The sequence below is a fragment of the Paraburkholderia phymatum STM815 genome (genome assembly GCF_000020045.1).
Classification (GTDB): Bacteria; Pseudomonadota; Gammaproteobacteria; order Burkholderiales; family Burkholderiaceae; genus Paraburkholderia; species Paraburkholderia phymatum.
Map to the genome: position 1 here is coordinate 2,861,648 of NC_010622.1, position 21,872 is coordinate 2,883,519.

General features: G+C 63.3%; 21 protein-coding genes. 12 read left to right on the forward strand and 9 right to left on the reverse strand.

Translation table 11 applies throughout. The features are described 5' to 3' along the window. Positions 1–116: 116 nt before the first annotated feature. From BPHY_RS12895 to BPHY_RS12905, 3 genes are all read right to left on the reverse strand, one after another. Positions 117–1,568: an NAD(P)(+) transhydrogenase (Re/Si-specific) subunit beta gene (locus BPHY_RS12895; RefSeq protein WP_012401917.1), complete on the reverse strand. Its 1,452-nt coding sequence runs from the start codon at positions 1,566–1,568 to the stop codon at positions 117–119. Beyond that, positions 1,569–1,892 (reverse strand): NAD(P) transhydrogenase subunit alpha, encoded by a 324-nt coding sequence (locus BPHY_RS12900; RefSeq protein ID WP_012401918.1) that lies wholly within the window; start codon positions 1,890–1,892, stop codon positions 1,569–1,571. A gap of 69 nt (positions 1,893–1,961) precedes the next feature. Then, the gene (locus BPHY_RS12905; RefSeq protein WP_012401919.1) at positions 1,962–3,104 is read right to left on the reverse strand and encodes a Re/Si-specific NAD(P)(+) transhydrogenase subunit alpha; all 1,143 of its coding nucleotides are present in this window, start codon (positions 3,102–3,104) and stop codon (positions 1,962–1,964) included. A gap of 290 nt (positions 3,105–3,394) precedes the next feature. Here BPHY_RS12905 and BPHY_RS12910 point away from each other — a divergent pair, with 290 nt between their 5' ends. The 3 genes from BPHY_RS12910 to BPHY_RS12920 all read left to right on the forward strand — a co-directional run bounded on the left by BPHY_RS12910 (position 3,395) and on the right by BPHY_RS12920 (position 7,079). Further along, positions 3,395–3,892 carry an NUDIX hydrolase gene (locus tag BPHY_RS12910; protein WP_012401920.1) on the forward strand — a complete coding sequence of 166 codons (498 nt, stop codon included), beginning with the start codon at positions 3,395–3,397 and terminating at the stop codon, positions 3,890–3,892. A 43-nt stretch (positions 3,893–3,935) separates the two neighbouring features. After that, positions 3,936–5,090, forward strand: a complete 1,155-nt coding sequence (mnmA, locus tag BPHY_RS12915) for a tRNA 2-thiouridine(34) synthase MnmA (protein ID WP_012401921.1) — start codon at positions 3,936–3,938, stop codon at positions 5,088–5,090. Positions 5,091–5,465: 375 nt separating this feature from the next. Beyond that, positions 5,466–7,079 (forward strand): FMN-binding glutamate synthase family protein, encoded by a 1,614-nt coding sequence (locus BPHY_RS12920; protein ID WP_012401922.1) that lies wholly within the window; start codon positions 5,466–5,468, stop codon positions 7,077–7,079. Positions 7,080–7,169: 90 nt separating this feature from the next. Here the strand turns inward: BPHY_RS12920 and loiP are convergent, their stop codons facing one another. Both loiP and BPHY_RS12930 read right to left on the reverse strand, forming a co-directional pair. Then, positions 7,170–7,925, reverse strand: coding sequence for a metalloprotease LoiP (loiP, locus tag BPHY_RS12925; RefSeq protein ID WP_012401923.1), 756 nt, complete (start codon positions 7,923–7,925; stop codon positions 7,170–7,172). 209 nt (positions 7,926–8,134) lie between these two features. Beyond that, positions 8,135–8,743, reverse strand: coding sequence for a glutathione S-transferase C-terminal domain-containing protein (locus BPHY_RS12930; RefSeq protein WP_012401924.1), 609 nt, complete (start codon positions 8,741–8,743; stop codon positions 8,135–8,137). A 313-nt stretch (positions 8,744–9,056) separates the two neighbouring features. Between BPHY_RS12930 and BPHY_RS12935 the strand changes: the two genes are divergently transcribed. The 6 genes from BPHY_RS12935 to ruvC all read left to right on the forward strand — a co-directional run bounded on the left by BPHY_RS12935 (position 9,057) and on the right by ruvC (position 15,450). After that, positions 9,057–10,448: an aminopeptidase P N-terminal domain-containing protein gene (locus tag BPHY_RS12935; RefSeq protein WP_041764036.1), complete on the forward strand. Its 1,392-nt coding sequence runs from the start codon at positions 9,057–9,059 to the stop codon at positions 10,446–10,448. 23 nt (positions 10,449–10,471) lie between these two features. Next, positions 10,472–11,692 carry a UbiH/UbiF/VisC/COQ6 family ubiquinone biosynthesis hydroxylase gene (locus tag BPHY_RS12940; RefSeq protein WP_012401926.1) on the forward strand — a complete coding sequence of 407 codons (1,221 nt, stop codon included), beginning with the start codon at positions 10,472–10,474 and terminating at the stop codon, positions 11,690–11,692. Positions 11,693–11,896: 204 nt separating this feature from the next. Further along, complete coding sequence (gene dusB, locus BPHY_RS12945) at positions 11,897–12,961, forward strand: tRNA dihydrouridine synthase DusB (RefSeq protein WP_041764038.1); 1,065 nt, start codon at positions 11,897–11,899, stop codon at positions 12,959–12,961. Next, positions 12,958–13,191, forward strand: coding sequence for a Fis family transcriptional regulator (locus BPHY_RS12950; protein ID WP_007587477.1), 234 nt, complete (start codon positions 12,958–12,960; stop codon positions 13,189–13,191). Before dusB ends, BPHY_RS12950 begins: the two co-directional genes overlap by 4 nt. A gap of 44 nt (positions 13,192–13,235) precedes the next feature. Next, a complete protein-coding gene (purH, locus tag BPHY_RS12955; protein WP_012401928.1) occupies positions 13,236–14,801 on the forward strand; it encodes a bifunctional phosphoribosylaminoimidazolecarboxamide formyltransferase/IMP cyclohydrolase in 1,566 nt (521 codons plus the stop codon). A 106-nt stretch (positions 14,802–14,907) separates the two neighbouring features. Next, the gene (gene ruvC / locus BPHY_RS12960; protein WP_012401929.1) at positions 14,908–15,450 is read left to right on the forward strand and encodes a crossover junction endodeoxyribonuclease RuvC; all 543 of its coding nucleotides are present in this window, start codon (positions 14,908–14,910) and stop codon (positions 15,448–15,450) included. Between the two features lie 12 nt (positions 15,451–15,462). Here ruvC and BPHY_RS12965 read toward each other — a convergent pair whose 3' ends face one another. Beyond that, positions 15,463–16,095: a LysE family translocator gene (locus BPHY_RS12965; protein WP_012401930.1), complete on the reverse strand. Its 633-nt coding sequence runs from the start codon at positions 16,093–16,095 to the stop codon at positions 15,463–15,465. 159 nt (positions 16,096–16,254) lie between these two features. On the opposite strand from BPHY_RS12965, the gene ruvA reads away from it, so the two are divergent. Continuing rightward, positions 16,255–16,836 (forward strand): Holliday junction branch migration protein RuvA, encoded by a 582-nt coding sequence (gene ruvA, locus BPHY_RS12970; protein ID WP_012401931.1) that lies wholly within the window; start codon positions 16,255–16,257, stop codon positions 16,834–16,836. A gap of 109 nt (positions 16,837–16,945) precedes the next feature. Next, positions 16,946–18,010, forward strand: coding sequence for a Holliday junction branch migration DNA helicase RuvB (gene ruvB, locus BPHY_RS12975; protein WP_041764039.1), 1,065 nt, complete (start codon positions 16,946–16,948; stop codon positions 18,008–18,010). A 53-nt stretch (positions 18,011–18,063) separates the two neighbouring features. On the opposite strand, the gene BPHY_RS12980 is transcribed toward ruvB, so the two are convergent. The 3 genes from BPHY_RS12980 to tyrS are packed head-to-tail and all read right to left on the reverse strand — an operon-like array spanning position 18,064 to position 20,509. Next, the gene (locus tag BPHY_RS12980; RefSeq protein ID WP_012401933.1) at positions 18,064–18,735 is read right to left on the reverse strand and encodes a histidine phosphatase family protein; all 672 of its coding nucleotides are present in this window, start codon (positions 18,733–18,735) and stop codon (positions 18,064–18,066) included. A 24-nt stretch (positions 18,736–18,759) separates the two neighbouring features. Beyond that, positions 18,760–19,218: a D-aminoacyl-tRNA deacylase gene (dtd, locus tag BPHY_RS12985; protein WP_012401934.1), complete on the reverse strand. Its 459-nt coding sequence runs from the start codon at positions 19,216–19,218 to the stop codon at positions 18,760–18,762. 43 nt (positions 19,219–19,261) lie between these two features. Continuing rightward, positions 19,262–20,509 carry a tyrosine--tRNA ligase gene (tyrS, locus tag BPHY_RS12990; protein ID WP_041763604.1) on the reverse strand — a complete coding sequence of 416 codons (1,248 nt, stop codon included), beginning with the start codon at positions 20,507–20,509 and terminating at the stop codon, positions 19,262–19,264. A 222-nt stretch (positions 20,510–20,731) separates the two neighbouring features. Here tyrS and BPHY_RS12995 point away from each other — a divergent pair, with 222 nt between their 5' ends. Then, on the forward strand, positions 20,732–21,868 hold the full coding sequence (locus tag BPHY_RS12995) for an anhydro-N-acetylmuramic acid kinase (RefSeq protein WP_012401936.1): 1,137 nt from the start codon (positions 20,732–20,734) through the stop codon (positions 21,866–21,868). Positions 21,869–21,872 lie beyond the last annotated feature (4 nt).

The following is a 21,872-nucleotide window of genomic DNA, read 5'->3' on the forward strand; positions in this document are numbered from 1 at the left end:
CTGGATCAAATCATCATGAGCAAGCCTGCAATGCAGAGTCGAGGAAGCTGACGCTGGGCGACATGCTATTCGCGGATGCCGGCGCGAAAAAAGCCAGCATCCGCGGTACGCGAAAATCAATCCACTGCCTTGACCATATCCTCGATCACCTTCTTGGCATCGCCAAACACCATCATGGTTTTATCCATGTAGAAGAGATCGTTGTCGAGTCCGGCATACCCCGCCGCCATCGACCGCTTGTTGACGATCACCGTGCGGGCCTTGTACGCCTCGATGATCGGCATGCCAGCAATGGGTGACTTCGGATCGGTCTTCGCAGCCGGGTTCACCACGTCGTTCGCGCCAAGCACCAGCACCACGTCGACCTGGCCGAACTCGCCGTTGATGTCCTCCATCTCGTGCACGATCTCGTACGGCACTTCGGCTTCCGCCAGCAGCACGTTCATGTGACCCGGCATCCGCCCGGCAACCGGGTGAATCGCGTACTTCACGTCCACGCCCTTCTCGATCAGCAGATCGGTCAGTTCCTTCAGCGCATGCTGTGCACGCGCAACCGCGAGACCATAACCCGGCACGATCACCACGGTCTCAGCATTGCCGAGCATGAACGACGCATCTTCCGCCGAACCCGACTTCACCGGCTTCTGTTCGCCCGAACCGGCCGCAGCCGCCGCGCCCGCTTCGCCGCCGAAGCCGCCCAGAATCACGTTGAAGAACGAGCGGTTCATCGCCTTGCACATGATGTACGACAGAATCGCACCCGACGAGCCGACCAGCGAACCGGCAATGATCAGCATCGCGTTGTTCAGCGAGAAGCCGATGCCCGCCGCCGCCCAGCCCGAGTACGAGTTCAGCATCGACACCACCACCGGCATGTCCGCGCCGCCGATCGGGATGATGATCAGCACGCCCAGCGCGAACGCGATCAGCGTCATGATGATGAACGGCAGCCACGATTGCGTGAGGAAGAAGATCACGCCGAAGCCGATCATCGCGATCGCGAGCAGCAGGTTAATCAGATGCTGGCCCGCATAGACGACAGGCGCGCCCTGGAACAGCCGGAACTTGTACTTGCCCGACAGCTTGCCGAACGCGATCACCGAACCGCTGAAGGTAATCGCGCCGACGAAGGTGCCGATGAACAGCTCGATCCGGTTGCCATACGGAATGAAGCCCTGAATGCCTTCTTCCAGACCGAGACCGAACGCAGCCGGTTCGGACACGACGGCATACGCGATACACACGGCCGCCATACCGATCAGCGAGTGCATCGCCGCGACCAGCTCCGGCATCTTCGTCATTTCGACGCGAGCGGCAACGAACGCACCGATCCCGCCGCCGACGACCAACGCAATGAATACCAGCGACAACCCGAGCCCGAGGTTCGAGCCGAGAAACGCGGCCTGCTTGGCAATCAGCGCGACGGTAGTGAGAATCGCGATCGCCATGCCGACCATGCCGAACACGTTACCCGTGCGCGCGGTCTTCGGATTTGACAGCCCTTTGAGCGCCTGGATGAAGCACACCGACGCAATCAGATACAGGAGCGTAACGACGTTCAGGCTCATTTACGCACCCTCCTTCGGACCGGCAATCTTCTTCGGTTCCTTCTTCTTGAACATTTCCAGCATTCGCCTCGTAACGAGGAACCCGCCGAACACGTTCACCGCCGCGAGCGCGACGGCAACCGTGCCGAAGAACTTGCCCGTGCCGCCGACGGTCAGACCCGCCGCGAGCATCGCGCCAACGATGACGATCGCCGAAATCGCGTTCGTCACGGCCATCAGCGGCGTGTGCAACGCGGGCGTCACATTCCAGACGACGTGGTAGCCGACGTAGATCGCCAGCACGAATATGATCAGATTGATCACGGTATGGTTGATGACTTCCATCTTCCTCTCTCCTGTCGGTCAGAGCCGGCGCTTCAGCGCTTTACTCTGGTCCCATGCACGTGAGTGCGCTTATGCCTTGCGCGTGACTTCGCCGTCGCGGGCCAGCAGCGTGGCCGCGACGATGTCGTCCGCGAGATCGATATTGAGCGTGCCTTCCTTCGTGACGATCAGCTTCATGAAGTCGAGCAGGTTGCGCGCATACAGCGCCGAAGCATCGGATGCGACCATCGACGCGAGATTCGTATATCCCGCGATCGTCACGCCGTGCTTGACGACGACCTTGTCCGCTTCCGTCAGCGGACAGTTGCCGCCGCGCTGGCCTTCGTACTCCGGCCCGCGTCCCGCCGCGAGGTCGATCACCACGGAGCCCGGCTTCATCGCCTGCACCGTTTCCACGGAAAGCAGCGTCGGCGCGGGACGCCCCGGAATCAGCGCGGTGGAGATGATCACGTCGGCCTGCTTCGCGCGTTCATGGACGAGCGCCGACTGGCGTGCGAGCCACGAAGGCGGCATCGGCCGCGCGTAGCCGCCGACGCCTTGCGCCGCTTCGCGCTCCTCATCGGTTTCGTAAGGCACGTCGAGGAATTTCGCCCCGAGCGATTCGATCTGCTCTTTCACGGCAGGCCGCACGTCTGAGGCTTCGATCACGGCACCCAGGCGCTTTGCAGTCGCAATCGCCTGCAAGCCCGCCACGCCCGCGCCGAGAATCAGCACGCGCGCGGCTTTCACCGTGCCCGCCGCCGTCATCAGCATCGGCATGAAACGCGGATACAGGTCGGCGGCGAGCAGCACCGCTTTATAACCCGCAATGTTGGCTTGAGACGACAGTACGTCGAGGCTTTGCGCACGCGTCGTGCGCGGCGCGGCTTCGAGCGCGAACGCAGTGATGCCGGCAGTTGCTAGCTTCGATGCGTTTTCAGCATTAAACGGCTCGAGCATGCCGACCAGTACCGAGCCGCGTTTGAGAAGCGGGAGTTCTGAATCGGTCGGGCTTTGAACCTTGAGAACGAGCTCTGCGCCGAATGCGGCTGGCGCATCGACGAGCTCTGCGCCCGCAGCTGCGTACGCGTCGTCCAGATAACTTGCGGCCGTCCCTGCGCCGCGCTGTACGCTAACCCTGTGGCCCTGCGACACGTACTTCTTGACCGTCTCGGGCGTCGCGGCGACGCGTGTTTCGTACGGCCGCGTCTCGGCTGGCACTCCGATGTGCATCGTAAATCCTCCTTCGACCATCCTGTTATGAAAATCTGGAATCGCCGACGAAGGGCAACGCCGGCAATGCAAAAGGCAAGTGCAACGGCTACGCACGGCTGGGGCTTCAGCCACGAGATCCACTTTAACCGAAGTCTAGGGGCGGATCGAAATTGGTAACGATCCCGGTATTCAGGAACACGATCCTCGTGTCTTCCCGTGCCTTTTTCATCGATATGTGCTAGGCCGCGCCCGCGCCGCCCTTTGCAGGCGCCGGCAAGCCCCGCCCATAAACGGTAAAATGCCGTCCCATGAAACCGGAAAACTGGGCTCCGCATGTCACGGTGGCGGCTGTCGTCGAACGCGACGGGCGCTTCCTGCTGGTTGAAGAACACACGGCCGCCGGGCTGCGTCTGAACCAGCCCGCCGGGCATCTGGAAGTGGGCGAAACGCTGACGCAGGCTGTCATCCGCGAAGCGCTCGAAGAAACGGCGCAGACCTTCGAGCCCACGGCGCTGGTCGGCGTGTATATGACGCATTTCAGCCGCCCCGAGACCGTCGACGGCCCGCAGGACGGCGTCACGTATCTGCGCTTCACGTATTGCGGCACGACGGACCACAGACCCGCGGAAGGCCGCGCGCTCGACGCCGACATCGTCCGTACCGTATGGATGAGCGCCGACGAGCTGCGCGCCTGCCCCGAGCGCCATCGGACGCCGCTCGTGATGCAATGCGTCGACGATTACCTCGCAGGCCGGCGTTTCCCGCTCGACTTCGTGCAGACGCATTCGGTCGGGCCTTCCCGATAGAACGCGTGCCCACGCACGATCGAAAGCAGTCAGGCAGATTCAAATGAGCAAACAACGAGTAGTGGTAGGCATGTCGGGAGGCGTCGATTCGTCCGTCACGGCATGGCTGCTGAAGGAACAGGGTTATGACGTCGTCGGCCTGTTCATGAAGAACTGGGAAGACGACGACGACAGCGAATACTGTTCGACGCGTCAGGACTGGATCGACGTCGTCTCCGTCGCCGACCTGATCGGCATCGACGTCGAAGCGGTGAACTTCGCGGCCGAATACAAGGACCGTGTATTTGCCGAATTTCTGCGCGAATACTCGGCGGGCCGTACGCCGAACCCTGACGTGCTGTGCAACGCCGAGATCAAGTTCAAGGCATTCCTCGATCACGCCATGTCGCTCGGCGCGGAAACCATCGCGACGGGCCACTATGCGCGCGTGCGCGAAATCGACGGCCGTTTCGAGCTGCTCAAGGCGCGCGATCACACGAAAGATCAGTCGTACTTCCTGCACCGGCTGAATCAGGCGCAACTGTCGAAAACGCTTTTTCCTCTCGGCGACATTCCGAAGACGAAGGTGCGCGAGATTGCAGAACAGATCGGGCTGCCGAACGCGAAGAAGAAAGACTCGACGGGTATCTGCTTCATCGGCGAGCGGCCGTTCCGCGACTTCCTGAACCGCTATCTGCCGACCAGGCCCGGCCCGATGAAAACCACCGATGGCAAGACGGTCGGGGAGCACATCGGCCTCGCGTTCTATACGTTCGGGCAGCGCAAGGGTATCGGCCTCGGCGGCAGCAAGGACGGCAGCGGCGAGCCGTGGTTCGTCGCGGGCAAGGACATCGAGTCGAACACGCTGTACGTCGCGCAGGGTCACGACCATCCTTGGCTGCTGAGCCGTACGCTGACGGCAGGCAACACGAGCTGGGTCGCCGGACACGCGCCCGAGGTGGGCCACGCTTGCGCGGCCAAGACGCGCTATCGCCAGGCGGACGCTGCCTGCACGTTCGGCGCGGCGGGCGCCAATGCGGACCCGAACGCCCTCTTCTCCCTTCATTTCGCCGATGCCCAATGGGCTGTCACACCGGGGCAATCGGCCGTGCTCTATGATGGCGACGTTTGCCTCGGCGGCGGAATCATCGAGCACGCGGCAACTGCGCAACCGGTGACGCGGCAGCCTCAGAAAGCGGCGCTGCTGACGGCCCGCTGAGGCGCATCGGGACGGTCGCCGACAGGCGCGCTGAAACGCCAACTCGACCGACCGCTCTGCGTGGGACTGGACCAGGCGCTGAAGCGCCAACTCCAGTCGACCGCTCTGCGTGGGACTGGACTAGGCGCTGAAGCGCCAACTCCAGTCGACATTGCTGCACCGATTTCCGCTTCGTTGTATCTTCCGGGCACGGTTGTCCCGCCGCCCAGGCTTTACGACGTAACAGCAGATCGATGCGCCGCCGCGCCAGGACAACCCGCCGTACCGACTCGCAGCGCGATCCATCGCCACGGACGCCCGCCAACTCCCGAAAAGAGCCGACGCCAGCCGCGCCGGATGCTCCCGCTGCATTGAAATCACCGCAATGGAGTTGTCATGTTTTCTCGACGTTATCTGGCGATGTGGGGTGCCATCCTGCTGCTCGCGGCCTGCGCCGCGCTTGCGGCAACCGGTCACATCGCATGGCTGTGGATCGTCGTGCCCGTGCTGCTGGTCGCGCTCGGCGCCTACGATCTGACGCAGGAGCGCCACGCGATCCTGCGCAACTATCCGCTGTGGGGCCATCTGCGCTTCCTGTTCGAATTCATCCGGCCCGAGATCCGCCAGTATTTCGTCGAAGACGACACGGAAGAAAGGCCCTTCTCACGTGCACAGCGCAGCATCGTCTATCAGCGCGCGAAGAACGAAGTCGACAGTCGTCCGTACGGCACGGAAGTCGACGTGAAAGCGACGGGCCACGAATTCATCAGCCACTCGCTTTCGCCGACGAAGCTCGACGGCCACGACTTCCGTGTCCTCGTCGGCGCGAACCGCGCAAAGCCGTATTCGATGTCGATCTTCAACATCTCCGCGATGAGCTTCGGCTCGCTGTCCGCAAACGCGATCCGCGCGCTGAACCTCGGCGCGAAAAAAGGCAACTTCGCGCACGACACGGGCGAAGGTTCGATGTCGAAGTATCACCGTGAGCACGGCGGCGACATCATCTGGGAAATCGCATCGGGCTACTTCGGCTGCCGCAACGACGACGGCACGTTCAACCCCGACAAGTTCGCCAGGCAGGCCAGCGAGCCGCAGGTGAAGATGATCGAAGTGAAGCTGTCGCAAGGCGCGAAGCCAGGCCACGGCGGCGTGCTGCCCGCCGCGAAGATCACGCCGGAAATCGCTGAAACGCGTGGCGTACCGATGGGCCGCGACTGCATTTCGCCCGCGACGCACTCGGAGTTCTCGACGCCGCGCGAGCTGCTCGAATTCGTCGAGCGGCTGCGCAACCTGTCGGGCGGCAAACCGACGGGCTTCAAGCTATGCATCGGCCATCCGTGGGAATTCTTCGGCATCGCCAAGGCGATGCTGGAAACGGGCATCCTGCCCGACTTCATCGTTGTCGACGGCGCGGAAGGCGGCACGGGCGCAGCGCCGCTCGAATTCACCGATCACATCGGCGTGCCGCTGCAGGAAGGACTGCTGCTTGTGCACAACACGCTGGTCGGCATCGGCCTGCGCGACAGGATCCGCATTGGCGCGAGCGGCAAAATGATCACCGCGTTCGACATTGCGAAGACGCTCGCGATCGGCGCGGACTGGGTGAACGCGGCGCGCGGCTTCATGTTCGCCGTCGGCTGCATTCAGGCGCAAACGTGCCACACTGGCCGCTGCCCGACGGGTGTCGCGACTCAGGACCCTGTGCGCCAGCGCGCGCTGATCGTCACCGACAAGTCGGACCGCGTGTTCAACTTCCATCACAACACGTTGCACGCGCTGCAGGAAATCGTCCAGGCGGCGGGTCTACGTCATCCCGCCGATCTGCGCGCGCATCACATCGTGCGGCGTGTGTCGTCGTATGAAGTGCGGCTGATGTCGGATCTGTTGAAGTATCTGGAAGCCGGCGATCTGCTCAACGGCCGCTACCGCTACACGCTCTATGAGAAATGGTGGCCCGTCGCGCGCAGCGATTCGTTCGCGCCGATGCTCGAGGAGCCCGCTGTCGCCTGATCCGCTATCGCACTATCGTTCTGATGCGCCATGAAAAACGCGCGCTGGACCTGACATCCAGCGCGCGCTTTCTTGTTGGGCGACGCTACGTTACTTGTTCGACGCGATCCGCTGCTGGATATGCTGCGCCCGAGCCGCCGACGCCGGATGCGAGCTCAGCATGCTCGACTTGCCGCCGTCGAGCTTCGCGAGTTTCTGGAACGCGGTGACCAGTCCGGACGGATCCTGGCCTTTCTTCTTCTGGATATCGAACGAATAGTCGTCGGCCGCCGATTCCTGCGTCTGCGAGAACTGCGCGTTGATCAGCTTCTCGGAGAAATCGCCGAGTTGCGACGCCGAAATCGCGCCCGTGATACCGCCCGCCGACGACGCCACCGAACGCACCGCCGACGTTGCGTACGCGACCTGCATCGCCTTCTTCGTGTGGCCGAGCGCGACGTGGCCCATCTCGTGACCGACGACGCCGCGTACTTCGTCGTCCGTCATCATGTCCATCAGGCCGCTGTAGACGCGCACGCAGCCGTTCGCCATCGCCCACGCGTTGACGTCCTTGGTGATGTAGACCTTGTAGTTGACGGGCACGCCGTTGATATTGTCGCCGAGCTGCGCTGCGATCCTGTTCAGGCGCTTCGCGTACGCGCTGCCGGCGGGCGCGATCTGGTTCTCCGAGTCGAGCTGCGCGCAGGACTTGTCGGACAGCGTGCGCACGTCGCTGTCGGTGAGCGACGCGGCCTGCACGGCCTGCGTGCCCGACTGCATGAGTGAATTGGGATCGAGGCTCATCCCCGAACAGGCGGCAAGCACGCCGAACGCGGCGGCAACGAGAGCAACGCGGATGGTTTTCATGGCGAACGTCCCTTGACGGATGTTATCGGTGGGCGGTGGTCGGTGGTAGGTTCCGGACAGACGCCTGAAAAGAAAAGCGCCTGACGGGCAGGCGTTTTTTTAACATGCAGAAAGGAGTTTTCGGGGAAAACGTAAGCTTTCTTAACACTCCGTCGGGCCGAGGCGACACTCGCGCAGCGCTTCGATGCAGGATGAATCGCGGGCGCCCCTCAGGTCAATTCGGTCTCGATGAACGACGGGCGCTGCGACAGCTTCTGGTAGTACTTGTCGAGATTCGGATGAAGCTCGCGCCAGTTCAGCTGTGGCATGCGGAAGTCGAGATAGCTCAGCGCGCAGCCGACGGCAACGTCGGCGAGCGTGTAATGGTTGCCCGCGCACCAGGTCTTCGCAGCGAGCCCTTGCGCCATCGCCGTCAGACCATCGTCGATCTTGCGCTGCTGGCGCGCGACCCACGATGCACTGCGATGCGCTTCCTCGCGCAGCACGCCCTCCAGACGCATCAGCACGGCGGCGTCCATGATGCCGTCCGCGAGCGCTTCCCAGCAGCGCACCTCGACGCGCTCGCGGCCCGATTGCGGGACGAGCTTGCACACGGGCGACAGCGTGTCGACGTATTCGCAGATCACACGCGAATCGAACACGGCAGCACCGTCTTCCATCACCAGACACGGCACCTTGCCGATCGGATTGAAGTCGTGGATGGCCGTATCGTCGGCCCAGACGTTTTCCAGTTCGAACTTATAGTCGATCTTCTTTTCGGCGAGCACGATCCGCGCCTTGCGGACAAACGGGCTCGACAGCGAACCGATGAGTTTCATTACATCCTGCCTCGATTGAAATTGGCCGAAAGTATACGTGCGTTGGCGGGTGTTGGAGGCATTTCCGTGCAACGCAGACCTTGCTTCGCCTTCGGAACGCGCGCGGCTGTCGACAGATTGCAACAATGCCGGTGGTCCGCGCGACGGTCGACCTGGCCTGATGGCCAGGCATGACGATGGCCAGGCGGCGAGCCGAAACGATTTTCCGTTGGGCGATACAATCGCAGCATTGAATCGCATCATTGCCTCGCGGCGAACGACCTTGCCTGCCGCGCCGCCGTCCACTTCGCACGATGAACCGCCGACCGAACTCATGACCGATCTGACTCCGGCTATCGACCTCTACCGTCAGCGCCGTGCGCGCGTGCTCGATGCGCTGCGCGCGGCGGGCGGCGGCGTCGCAATCGTTCCGACCGCGCCCGAAGCGCTGCGCAACCGCGACGCCGATTATCCGTACCGGCACGACAGCTACTTCTACTATCTGACGGGCTTCAGCGAACCCGAGGCGATGCTCGTGCTGGATGCGAGCGCAAAGCAAAACGAAGCTTCGTCGACCCTCTTCTGCCGGGCGAAGAACGCAGAGCGCGAAACGTGGGAAGGCTTCCGTTTCGGTCCCGACGGTGCGCGCGAAGCCTTCGGTTTCGACGCGGCCTTTGCGTTCGACGAAATCGACACACAACTGCCGCGCATCATCGCCGACAAGCCGGCGCTGCACTATGCACTCGGTGCTTCGGAACAGTTCGACGGCAAGGTGCGTCGGTGGCTCGACGCCGTGCGCATGCAGGGCAGAAGCGGCGTCCTCGCGCCGTCCGCCGTGCATGACCTCATGCCGTTGCTCGATGAGATGCGGCTCGTGAAGGACGAGCACGAGCTGTCGATCATGCGCCGCGCCGCCGCGATCTCCGCGCAGGCTCACCGTCGCGCGATGACCACGTGCCGCCCTGGCATACGCGAATTCGAACTCGAAGCGGAACTGCTGTATACGTTCCGCAAGCATGGCGCGCAGGCGCCAGCGTATGGCTCGATCGTGGCCGCGGGTGCGAACGCGTGCGTGCTGCACTACCCGGCTGGCAATGCAGCTGCGCAGGACGGCGACCTGATTCTGATCGATGCGGCGTGCGAGCTCGACGGCTACGCATCCGACATCACCCGCACCTTCCCCGCGAACGGTCGTTTCACACCTGCGCAACGCCAGATCTACGACATCGTGCTGGCCGCGCAGCAAGCCGCGATCGACGCGACCAAAGCCGGCGCGAGCTTCGACGCGCCGCATCAGGCCGCCGTGCGCGTGCTCGCGCAAGGGCTGCTCGACACGGGCATCCTGAATCGCGACCTGTTCGCGAGTGTTGACGAGGTGATCGAAGAACGCGCCTACGCGCGTTTCTACATGCATCGCACGGGTCACTGGCTCGGCATGGATGTGCACGATGCCGGCGACTATCGAGAGCGCGGCGCACCCGCCGACGAACACGGCGCGCTGCCATGGCGCACGTTGAAACCGGGCATGACGCTGACGATCGAACCGGGCCTCTACATCCGCGCGGCCGACGACGTGCCAGAACAGTACTGGAACATCGGCATCCGCATCGAGGACGACGCGATCGTCACGGCCACGGGCTGCGAGCTGATCACGCGCGACGTGCCCGTCGACGCCGACGAAATCGAAGCGTTGATGCTCGACGCGCACAAGACGGGCGCAGCCTGAGCGCGCCAGGAACAGACAAGAAGATGAACGAAGCCCCACAGCCGGTTGCCGACGCGCCGCTCGTCACGTCGAATACGAAGCCCTACGACTACGACGTGACGATCGTCGGCGCTGGGCCCGTCGGCCTCGCTCTAGCCGGCTGGCTCGCGCGGCGCAGCGCGACGCGGAAGCTGAGCGTCGCGCTGATCGACGCGCGCGAGCCGGAAGATTCGATTGCCGATCCGCGCGCGATCGCCGTGTCGCAAGGCAGCCGGATGATCCTCGAGCCGTTGAGCTGGCCGTCCGACGCGACTGCAATCCAGCGCATTCACGTGTCGCAGCGCGGCCATTTCGGGCGCACGCTGATCGATCACGCGGAGCATGGCCTGCCCGCGCTCGGCTATGTGCTGCGCTACGGTTCGATCGTGCACGCGCTTGCCGACGCCGTGCGCGCGACGCCTGTGCACTGGTTCAAGTCGACCCGAGCGCAGGCGCCGCAGCAACTCGAAGACGACGGCGTGCTGCTGCCCATCGAAAGCGCGCACGTCACGCGCACGTTGCGCACGCGCGTTCTGGTGAGCGCCGAAGGCGGCCTGTTCGGCGAGCAGCAGGCGGGCTCCGGAGAAACCCGCGACTACGGGCAAACGGCGCTCGTCGGCACAGTGACACTCTCGTCGCCGCAACCGCATGTCGCGTGGGAGCGCTTCACGTCGCAAGGGCCGATCGCTCTGTTGCCGACGGGCGGCGTGCGCGGCGCGGACTACGCGCTGGTCTGGTGCTGCGCGCCGCACGAAGCGGCGCGGCGCGCGCAATTGTCGGACGAAGACTTTCTGCGCGAGCTTGGCGTCGAGTTCGGCGACCGGATGGGCCGCTTCGTGCAGATCAAGGGGCGCGCTGCGTTCCCGCTTGGGCTGAATACCGTCGATACGCTCGTCAAAGGCAACGTCGTCGCGATCGGCAATGCGGCGCAGACGCTGCATCCCGTCGCGGGCCAGGGACTTAACCTCGGCCTGCGCGACGCTCACGCACTCGCCGACGCACTCTCGCACCATGGCGCGACGCGCACCGCGCTGATCGCCTTCGCGCAGCGCCGCGCGTTCGACCGGCGCATGACGATCGGCGCCACCGACACGCTCGCCCGCCTCTTCACAATCGATTTCCCGCCGCTCGCGACGCTGCGCGGCCTCGCCCTCACCGCGCTCGAATTCGTGCCGCCGTTGAAGACCGCACTGGCCCGGCAGATGATCTTCGGGCAACGTCGGTAGGGCCTGGCGGCATCCGATAAGGCCGCCGCCGTTCTATGGGCGCGGCCGCTTTCATAGAAGATTTAATGAGTTACCTCAGATGCGGTTGTGTCTGGGGTAAGTCCGTTAACGCTAAAATAGATGTTTTCCCTCGTATTTTGCGGTGCGTGCGGTGCGCCAATTCCTCGTTTTCGGCGCACCCGACGCTTGCCGCCGATGTCCGCCATGCCCACTCTCGGCTCCCACACACTGCGCAACAACCTGTTCGTCGCCCCGATGGCAGGCGTGACCGACCGGCCGTTCCGACAGCTGTGCAAGCGCATGGGCGCGGGCTATGCGGTATCGGAGATGGTCGCGTCGAATGCGCAGCTGTGGAAAAGCGAAAAGACGATGCGCCGCGCCAATCACACGGGCGAGGTAGAACCGATCGCGGTGCAGATTGCGGGCGCCGATCCACAGATGATGGCGGAAGCCGCGCGCTACAACGTCGCGAATGGCGCGCAGATCATCGACATCAACATGGGCTGCCCCGCCAAGAAGGTCTGCAATGTCGCGGCGGGTTCCGCGCTGCTGCAAAACGAGCCGCTTGTGCAGCGCATCGTCGAAGCGGTAGTGAACGCAGTTGGCGTCGGCCCGGACGCCGTCCCCGTCACGCTGAAGATCCGCACCGGCTGGAACCGCGAGAACAAGAATGCGCTGAATGTTGCGCGGCTCGCCGAAAGCGCCGGCATTTCGATGCTGACCGTGCATGGCCGCACGCGCGCCGACCTGTATCACGGCGAAGCGGAGTACGAGACGATCGCGGCCGTGAAGGCCGCGGTAAACATTCCCGTGGTCGCGAACGGCGACATCACGTCGCCGCACAAGGCGCGCGCCGTGCTGGCCGCGACGGACGCGGACGCAATCATGATCGGCCGTGCGGCGCAGGGGCGCCCCTGGCTTTTCCGCGAGATCGAGCATTTCCTGCAGACGGGCGAGTTGATGGAAGCACCCCGCATCGACGAGATCCAGCAGGTAATGAATGAGCACCTCGAGGATCACTATGCGTTCTACGGCGAATTTACGGGCGTTCGCACTGCGCGCAAGCACATCGGCTGGTACACTCGCGGCCTTTCCGGCGCCAACGTGTTCCGGCACCGCATGAATACGCTGGACACGACGCGCGAACAACTGCTCGCCGTCAATGAGTTCTTCGACGCGCAAAAGGCGATTTCGGACCGCCTCGTGTACGTCGACAACGAAGTCAACAACAACGGTGAGCAGGATCAAACCGACCGACTAGCAGCATGAGCAAGCACAACATCGAACAATGTGTCCGCGATAGCCTGGGAATGTACTTCCAGGATCTCGACGGCTCCAATCCGCACGACGTTTACGACATGGTGATTTCGTGCGTCGAAAAACCGCTGCTCGAGGTGGTGCTCGAGCAGGCCGGCGGCAACCAGTCGCTGGCAGCCGAGTATCTCGGCATCAACCGCAATACGCTGCGCAAGAAGCTGCAACAGCACGGCCTGCTGTAGTTTCGGCGCCCTGCCACGCCTTTCATCGGCTATTTGTTCCCATCATGATCAAGCAAGCGCTCATCTCCGTTTCCGACAAGTCCGGCATCGTCGATTTCGCGAAATCGCTGTCGGACCTCGGCGTCAAGATCCTGTCGACGGGCGGCACCGCGAAACTGCTCGCGGACGCCGGCCTTCCTGTTACCGAAGTGGCCGACTACACGGGCTTTCCGGAAATGCTGGATGGGCGCGTGAAGACGCTGCACCCGAAGGTGCACGGCGGCATCCTGGCTCGCCGCGATCTGCCCGAGCACATGGCCGCGCTCGAAAAGCACGACATTCCGACCATCGACCTGCTCGTCGTGAACCTGTACCCGTTCGTGCAGACTGTGTCGAAGGAAGAATGCACGCTCGAAGACGCGATCGAGAACATCGATATCGGCGGCCCGACCATGCTGCGTTCGGCGGCGAAGAATCATCGTGACGTGACCGTCGTCGTCGACCCGGCCGACTATGCGACCGTGCTCGACGAAATGCGCGCAAACGGCAACACGGTCGGCTACAAGACGAACTTCCGCCTCGCGACCAAGGTGTTCGCGCACACCGCGCAGTACGATGGCGCGATTACGAACTACCTGACGAGCCTCACGGAACAGCTGCAACACCGTGACCGCAACACGTACCCGGCCACGCTGAACATGGCGTTCGAGAAGGTGCAGGATCTGCGCTACGGTGAGAATCCGCACCAAAGCGCTGCGTTCTATCGCGATATCGCGGCGCCTGCTGGCGCGCTGGCCAACTATCGCCAGCTGCAGGGCAAGGAACTGTCGTACAACAACATCGCCGACTCGGATGCCGCATGGGAATGCGTGAAGACGTTCGACGCGCCCGCCTGCGTGATCATCAAGCACGCGAACCCGTGCGGCGTGGCCGTCGGCGCGAACCCGCACGAAGCGTATTCGAAGGCGTTCCAGACCGATCCGACCTCGGCGTTCGGCGGCATCATCGCGTTCAACCGCGAAGTCGACGAAACGGCCGCGCAGGCTGTCGCGAAGCAGTTCGTCGAAGTGCTGATCGCGCCGTCGTTCAGCGAAGCGGCGAAGCAACTGTTCGCCGCCAAGCAGAACGTGCGTCTGCTCGAAATCGCGCTGGGTGAAGGCCATAACGCATTCGATCTGAAGCGCGTGGGCGGCGGTCTGCTGGTGCAATCGCTCGATGCGAAGAACGTGCAGCCGCACGAACTGCGCGTCGTCACGAAACGTCATCCGACGCCGAAGGAAATGGACGACTTGCTGTTCGCATGGCGGGTGGCGAAGTTCGTGAAGTCGAACGCGATCGTGTTCTGCGCGAACGGCATGACGATGGGCGTCGGCGCCGGACAGATGAGCCGCGTGGACTCGGCGCGCATCGCGAGCATCAAGGCGCAGAACGCCGGCCTGACGCTCTCGGGTACGGCGGTGGCGTCGGATGCGTTCTTCCCGTTCCGCGACGGCCTCGACGTGGTCGTGAACGCGGGCGCAACCTGCGTCATCCAGCCGGGCGGCTCGATGCGCGACGACGAAGTGATCGCCGCCGCCGACGAGCACAATATCGCAATGGTCGTGACGGGCATTCGCCACTTCCGCCACTGATCGGCTGTTCTGCTTGTTCCGCAACGGCCCGGCAGTTTGCAACTGCCGGGCCGTTTTTGCATTTGATTCGTTGTAGTATCGCAGGCACTGAATACGCACGGCACTTATGAGAATTCTCGGCATTGACCCTGGCTTGCGCGTGACCGGCTTCGGCGTGATCGATCAGTCCGGCCATCAGCTGACTTACGTGACGAGCGGCGTCATCAAAACAGCCGACGCCGATCTGCCGACGCGCCTGGGCACGATCTTCGAGGGTATTTCGACGCTGATTCGCCAACATGCGCCCGACCACTCCGCGATCGAGAAGGTGTTCGTCAACGTCAATCCGCAGTCGACGCTGCTGCTCGGCCAGGCGCGCGGCGCGGCGATTTGCGGACTGGTGTCGGGCGGCGTGCCCGTTGCCGAATACACGGCGCTGCAACTGAAACAGGCCGTGGTCGGCTACGGACGCGCGACCAAGGAGCAGATGCAACAGATGGTCGTGCGGCTGTTATGCCTGTCGGGCATTCCGTCCACGGATGCCGCCGACGCACTCGGCATGGCGATTTGCCATGCGCATGGCGGCGGCACATTGAGCACACTGGGTGGTATTGCACCGGGACTCGCGAAAAAGGGCTTGCGAGTGCGTCGCGGGCGGTTGGTAGGTTAGGCGCCTTTGCCGTCAGCGTTGTCCCGCCAGTGCCAGCCGACACGCCAGGCCGGCGAACACCGAGCCGAGCAAATATTGCGGCCAGCGCGGCGGGCGTTCGCCGCCAGTCAGTTTCACGCTCAGCCTGCTGGCAAGCAAAATCACGCTGCCATTCACCACGAAGCCGATCACGTTGAGCACGGTCGCAAGCAGCATGATCTGCACGACAACCGACCCTGCCTGCGGTTTCACAAACTGCGGAAACAGTGCGAGCACGAACAGCGCTACCTTCGGATTGAGCAGGTTCGTGAACAACCCTTGCCTGAAAATCCGGTCAATGGGAAAGCGCCGCATCGACGCGTTCGGCGCCAGCACCGTGCCCTGCGAGCGGAACGTCTTCCAAGCGAGATAGAGCAGGCAGGCAGCGCCGCTGAAGCGCACGATGTCGTAGGCCATCGGGGCGGCGAGAAAGAGCTGTGACAGGCCGAACGCCGCTGCAAGAGCGTGACAATACGTACCAACCAGAATCCCGGCAAGCGACGCGAAACCCGCCGTCCTGCCTTGGCTCACGCTGCGGGAGGCAATCAGCAACATATCCGGGCCGGGTGTGGCGGTGAGCGCAACACAAGCGCCTGAAAACAGCGCGAAGGTGGTGAGACTGAGCATCCGAGACCCCTTTGGGTTATGGAACGTCCAAAAGGGATCCGAGTGTAGGAAGCAAGGGAGGCCGAGTCAATCAGCCGCTCTCCCACTTTGTCAGAAGCGACGTACGAAAGCACTCTGCCCTGCGCTACACTCGCGCTTTCCCTATCGATAGAACCCGCCATGATCGGTCGCATCGCCGGCGTCCTGCTGGAAAAGAACCCGCCTCACCTGCTGATCGACTGCAACGGCGTCGGCTACGAAGTCGACGTACCGATGAGCACGTTCTACAACCTGCCTGGAACGGGCGAAAAGGTCGTGCTGCTCACGCAGATGATCGTGCGCGAAGACGCGCATCTGCTGTATGGCTTTCTCACGCCGCAAGAGCGTTCGACGTTTCGCGAGTTGTTAAAGATCACGGGTATCGGCGCGCGCATGGCGCTGGCCGTACTGTCTGGTATGAGCGTTCAGGAGCTGTCGCAGACGGTCACGATGCAGGATGCCGCGCGTCTCACGCGTGTTCCGGGCATCGGCAAAAAGACGGCGGAACGGCTCCTGCTCGAACTGAAGGGCAAGCTCGGTGCCGACCTCGGTGCAATGGCGGGTGCCGCGTCGCAGTCCGATCATGCTTCCGACATCCTGAATGCATTGCTGGCATTGGGTTACTCCGAAAAAGAAGGGCTGGCGGCCATCAAGAACGTGCCGGCGGGCACAGGCGTTTCCGAGGGCATCAAGCTCGCGTTGAAGGCGCTGTCGAAGGCCTGAATTGGCCCTCGGCAAACGGCTTGCATGAAGCTTCGCATGCCGTTTCCTGCGCGACACCCTGGCCGTTCGGCCAGGTCTTCGAATGGGCCACGCGCGGTACAATGCCCGCATGATCGAACACGACAAACTCGCCGCCGAACGCATCATCGCCGCCACGCCCGTGTCGCCGAACGAGGAAGCGTTCGAGCGCGCGTTGCGCCCCCGTCAGCTGGACGAATACGTCGGCCAGGAAAAGGTGCGCGGCCAGCTGGAAATTTTCATCGAGGCTGCCAAGCGCCGCTCGGAATCGCTGGATCACGTGCTGCTGTTCGGTCCGCCTGGCCTCGGCAAGACCACGCTCGCGCATATCATCGCGCGCGAAATGGGCGTGAATCTGCGGCAGACTTCCGGTCCCGTGCTGGAGCGCGCGGGCGATCTCGCGGCGCTTCTGACCAACCTCGAAGCCAATGACGTTCTCTTCATCGACGAGATTCACCGGCTGTCGCCCGTCGTCGAGGAAATCCTGTATCCGGCGCTCGAGGATTATCAGATCGATATCATGATCGGCGAAGGCCCCGCGGCGCGCAGTGTGAAGCTCGATCTGCAACCGTTCACGCTGGTCGGCGCCACGACGCGCGCGGGCATGCTGACCAATCCGTTGCGCGACCGCTTTGGTATTGTCGCGCGATTGGAGTTTTATAACGCAGAAGAGCTGGCACGCATCGTGAGCCGTTCCGCATCGCTGCTCGGCGCGCAGATCCACCCGGAAGGTGCACTGGAAATCGCGAAGCGCTCGCGCGGCACGCCGCGTATCGCGAACCGTCTGCTGCGGCGCGTGCGCGATTACGCGGAAGTGAAGGCGGACGGCAATATCACCGCGAAGGTCGCGGATGCAGCGCTGAAAATGCTCGACGTCGATCCGGTCGGTTTTGATCTGATGGACCGCAAGCTTCTCGAAGCGATCTTGCACAAGTTCGATGGCGGTCCCGTGGGCGTCGACAATCTCGCGGCGGCAATTGGCGAAGAGCGCGACACAATCGAAGACGTGCTCGAGCCGTATCTGATCCAGCAGGGCTTTCTGCAACGCACGCCGCGTGGACGCGTCGCCACGTTGTTGACGTATCGGCACTTCGGGCTTGCCGCACCTGACTCGGCAAGTCCTGTTCGCAATCTGTGGGATGCCGAGCCGAGCTGAGCGGCTCTTGCGATAAGACACGCGGCGCTCGACATCGCCGCGTCAGGCGGAGGTCAGCGCTCTGGTCTGGGCGTCGTTTTGAAACTGTCGTCTTTGGCATGGCCACCGAGATGCACGACATCGGCCCACGACACAACCGTCGCGCGGCCACCTTCGAAATCGACCACATTCACGCTCGTGTTCAGCAGCTGATAATTGCGCGGCGCATCCAGCGACAAACCGTTCGCGAATCGATACACACAATCCAGCACACCGCCGTGCGCGACGCATGCTATGCGCCCATCCGGATGCGCGGCCACGATTGGCTCGAGCGCGTGCAGCACACGGTGATAAAACACGCGCTGCGATTCTCCCTCGGGTGGTGAGAAGCCTGGATCGCGCGTTTGCCACCGCGCGTACTCGTCAGGAAAGCGCAGCGAGATTTCGTCGCTGTCGTGGCCCTGGAACGCGCCGTAATTGCGTTCGCGCAGGCCCTCCCGCAGTTGGAGCCGCAGCCCGAGCACATCCGCGAATGGCTGCGCGGTTTGCCGCGCGCGCATCAGATCGCTCGAATAGACCGCGTCGAGCCGCGCTCCTTCATGCGCCTCGCACGCAAACCGCTCGGCAAGCCGCTTGGCCTGCTCGACGCCGCTCGTGGCGAGCGGAATGTCGATGTGCCCTTGAATCCGCTTGATGCGGTTCCAGTCGGTTTCACCGTGTCGGATGAAGAGAACTTGTGTCGCCATGAATGGGGAGCAGGGAAACGGCGGTTATGCGCGCGTCTGCAGCCAGAAAGTGACAGGGCCGTCGTTGACGAGCGAAACTTGCATCTCCGCTCCGAACTCGCCCGTTTCGACGATGGCATGCTTCGCGCGCGCAGCCGCCACGAAGTAATCGAACAACCGCTTGCCCTCGTCTGGCGGCGCGGCGGGCGTAAAGCTCGGGCGCAGGCCGCTGTTCGTGTCGGCTGCCAGCGTGAACTGCGAAACGAGCAGCAGGCCGCCCGCGCGCCCCGCGCCGTCGATATTCTGCACGGGCAGGTTCATCTTGCCCGCGGCGTCGCTGAACACGCGGTAGCCCAGCACCTTGGCGAGCAGCTTGTCGGCGACTGCATCGGTGTCGCCGCGCTCGGCGCAGACTAGCGCGAGCAGGCCCGCGTCGATTGCGCCCGTCACGCGATCGCCGACGCGCACTTCGGCGCGCCGCACACGTTGAATCAGCGCGATCATGCGACGCGGGCGCGTGGTGGCATGTGCACAGGCTGACTGAGCATCATGCCGTCAGCGTGACACGCGCAAAACGTCGTTTGCCGACCTGCACGACGAACTCGCCCGCCTCGACCTTCAGGCCCTTGTCCGACACAGTTGCGCCGTCGATCTTCACGCCGCCCTGTTCGATGTTGCGCAGCGCTTCACTCGTCGACGGCACGAGGCCCGCCTGTTTCAGCAACTGGCCAATGGCCAGCGGCGCGCCCGCGAGCGTCACCGTCGGGATGTCGTCCGGCACGCCGCCCTTCGCGCGGTGGTTGAAGTCTTCGAGAGCGCGCTCAGCGTCGGCCTGCGAGTGGAAGCGAGCGACGATTTCCTGCGCAAGCAGTACCTTGAAGTCGCGCGGATTGCGTCCGCCGTCGATCTCTCGCTTGAAGCCCTCGATTTCCGACATAGGACGGAAAGACAGTAGCTCGAAGTACCGCCACATCAGCACGTCGGAGATGCTCATTAGCTTGCCGAACATGTCATTCGGCTTTTCGCTGATACCGACGTAGTTGCCCTTCGACTTCGACATCTTCTCGACGCCGTCCAGCCCTTCGAGCAGCGGCATCGTCAGGATGCACTGCTGTTCCTGGCCGTACTGCTTCTGCAATTCACGGCCGACCAGCAGGTTGAACTTCTGGTCCGTGCCGCCGAGTTCCAGGTCGGCATTCAGCGCCACCGAGTCGTAACCCTGCATCAGCGGGTAGAGGAATTCGTGGATCGAGATGGGCACGCCGCTCTGAAAACGCTTCGTAAAGTCTTCGCGCTCCAGGATGCGCGCGACGGTGTAGCGCGATGCGAGCTTGATCATGCCGTCGGCACCGAGCGGCATCGACCATTCGCTGTTGTAACGGATTTCCGTCTTCGCGCGGTCGAGCACCAGCGCAGCCTGTTCGAAGTAGGTCTTCGCGTTCGATTCGATCTGCTCGCGCGTGAGCGGCGGGCGCGTTGCATTGCGGCCCGAAGGATCGCCGATCAGCGACGTGAAATCGCCGATCAGGAAAATCACCGTGTGGCCGAGATCCTGCAACTGGCGCATCTTGTTCAGCACCACGGTATGACCGATGTGAATGTCGGGCGCCGTCGGATCCAGACCGAGCTTGATGCGCAGCGGCGTGCCCGTGGCAGCGCTCCTCGCGAGCTTTTGCGCGAACTCCTCTTCGATCAGCAGTTCGTCGACGCCGCGCTTCGTGACTTCGAGCGCATGAAGGACCTGGTCGGTGATCGGATAGGGGGAACTGGGCTTGGCGGTGAACTCGGTGCTCATGCTGGAACGGGAGATCGCAAAAAGAGAGATTGTCCCATAGTTGCGGCGCATTGCGCCCTCAACTCTCTGCAAACGTCTGGAACTGCATCGAAGCGTATTCTCCGCAATTCTCGGCGCCGCGCACCCTGGCCGATCGGCCAGGTTGTGATGCAACTCGCCGTTGAGCGACAATTCCCGTCAACGGCATGCGCGAGGCGTGCGACGGCGCTACAGGAGCACAACGTGGACAACACAGGTAATAAGGCAGACGGCGTGTACTTCGGGTTGATGTCAGGCACGAGCATGGACGGCGTGGACGGTGTCGCGGTCGAATTTGCGGCGGGCAAGGCGCCCGTCGTGCGATCGCAGGCGTTCGTGGGCTTTTCCGAAGGCCTGCGCGAAGCACTGTTCAGCCTTCAGCAAGCCGGCGACAACGAAATCGAGCGCGAGGCGCTGGCCGCCAATGCGCTGGCCGCGCGATATACGGTGTGCTGCCACGAGCTGTTGCGCTCGGGCAATCTGTCCGCCGCCGACGTCCGCGCGATCGGCGTGCACGGTCAGACAGTGCGGCATCGGCCGGAGAAGGGCTATACGCGGCAGATCAACAACCCCGCGCTGCTCGCGGAAATGACGCATATCGACGTGATCGCCGATTTCCGAAGCCGTGATGTGGCGGCGGGCGGCCAGGGCGCGCCGCTGGTACCTGCGTTTCACGCCACGGTTTTCGGCGCGAAGAATGAGACGCGCGTGGTGTGCAATCTCGGCGGAATCAGCAACATTACGGTTCTCTCGGCAAACGGCGCAGTACGCGGCTTCGATTGTGGTCCCGCGAACGCACTGCTGGACGAATGGGCACACCGGCATCTGCACAAGCCGTTCGACGAGAACGGTCAATTCGCCGCCACGGGCCAGGTGCATCGGCCACTATTGAACGCATTTCTCGACGAGCCGTTTTTCGAGGCGCAGCCGCCAAAAAGCACGGGACGCGACCTGTTCAATCCGGAGTGGCTCGACGCAAAGCTACAAGGTTTTTCGGACGTCGGCCCCGCCGACGTCCAGGCGACGCTGGTCGCGCTGACTGCGGTGACCGTCGCACGCGAAATCGAGCGCCATGCACCGGACTGCAAGGCGGTCTACGTGTGTGGAGGCGGCGCGCGCAATCCGCAACTCATGAAAGCGCTGCAGAGCGCGCTTGCCGAAAGCGGCTGCAGCGGCGTTCCCGTTCTGACGACCGACGCGCTCGGTGTGCCGCCGCATCAGGTGGAGCCGCTGGCGTTTGCATGGCTGGCGATGCGTTGCGTCGCGCGCGAGCCCGGGAATCTGCCGTCCGTGACGGGTGCCGCCGATACACGCGTGCTCGGCGCGATTTACCCGCGTTGACGCG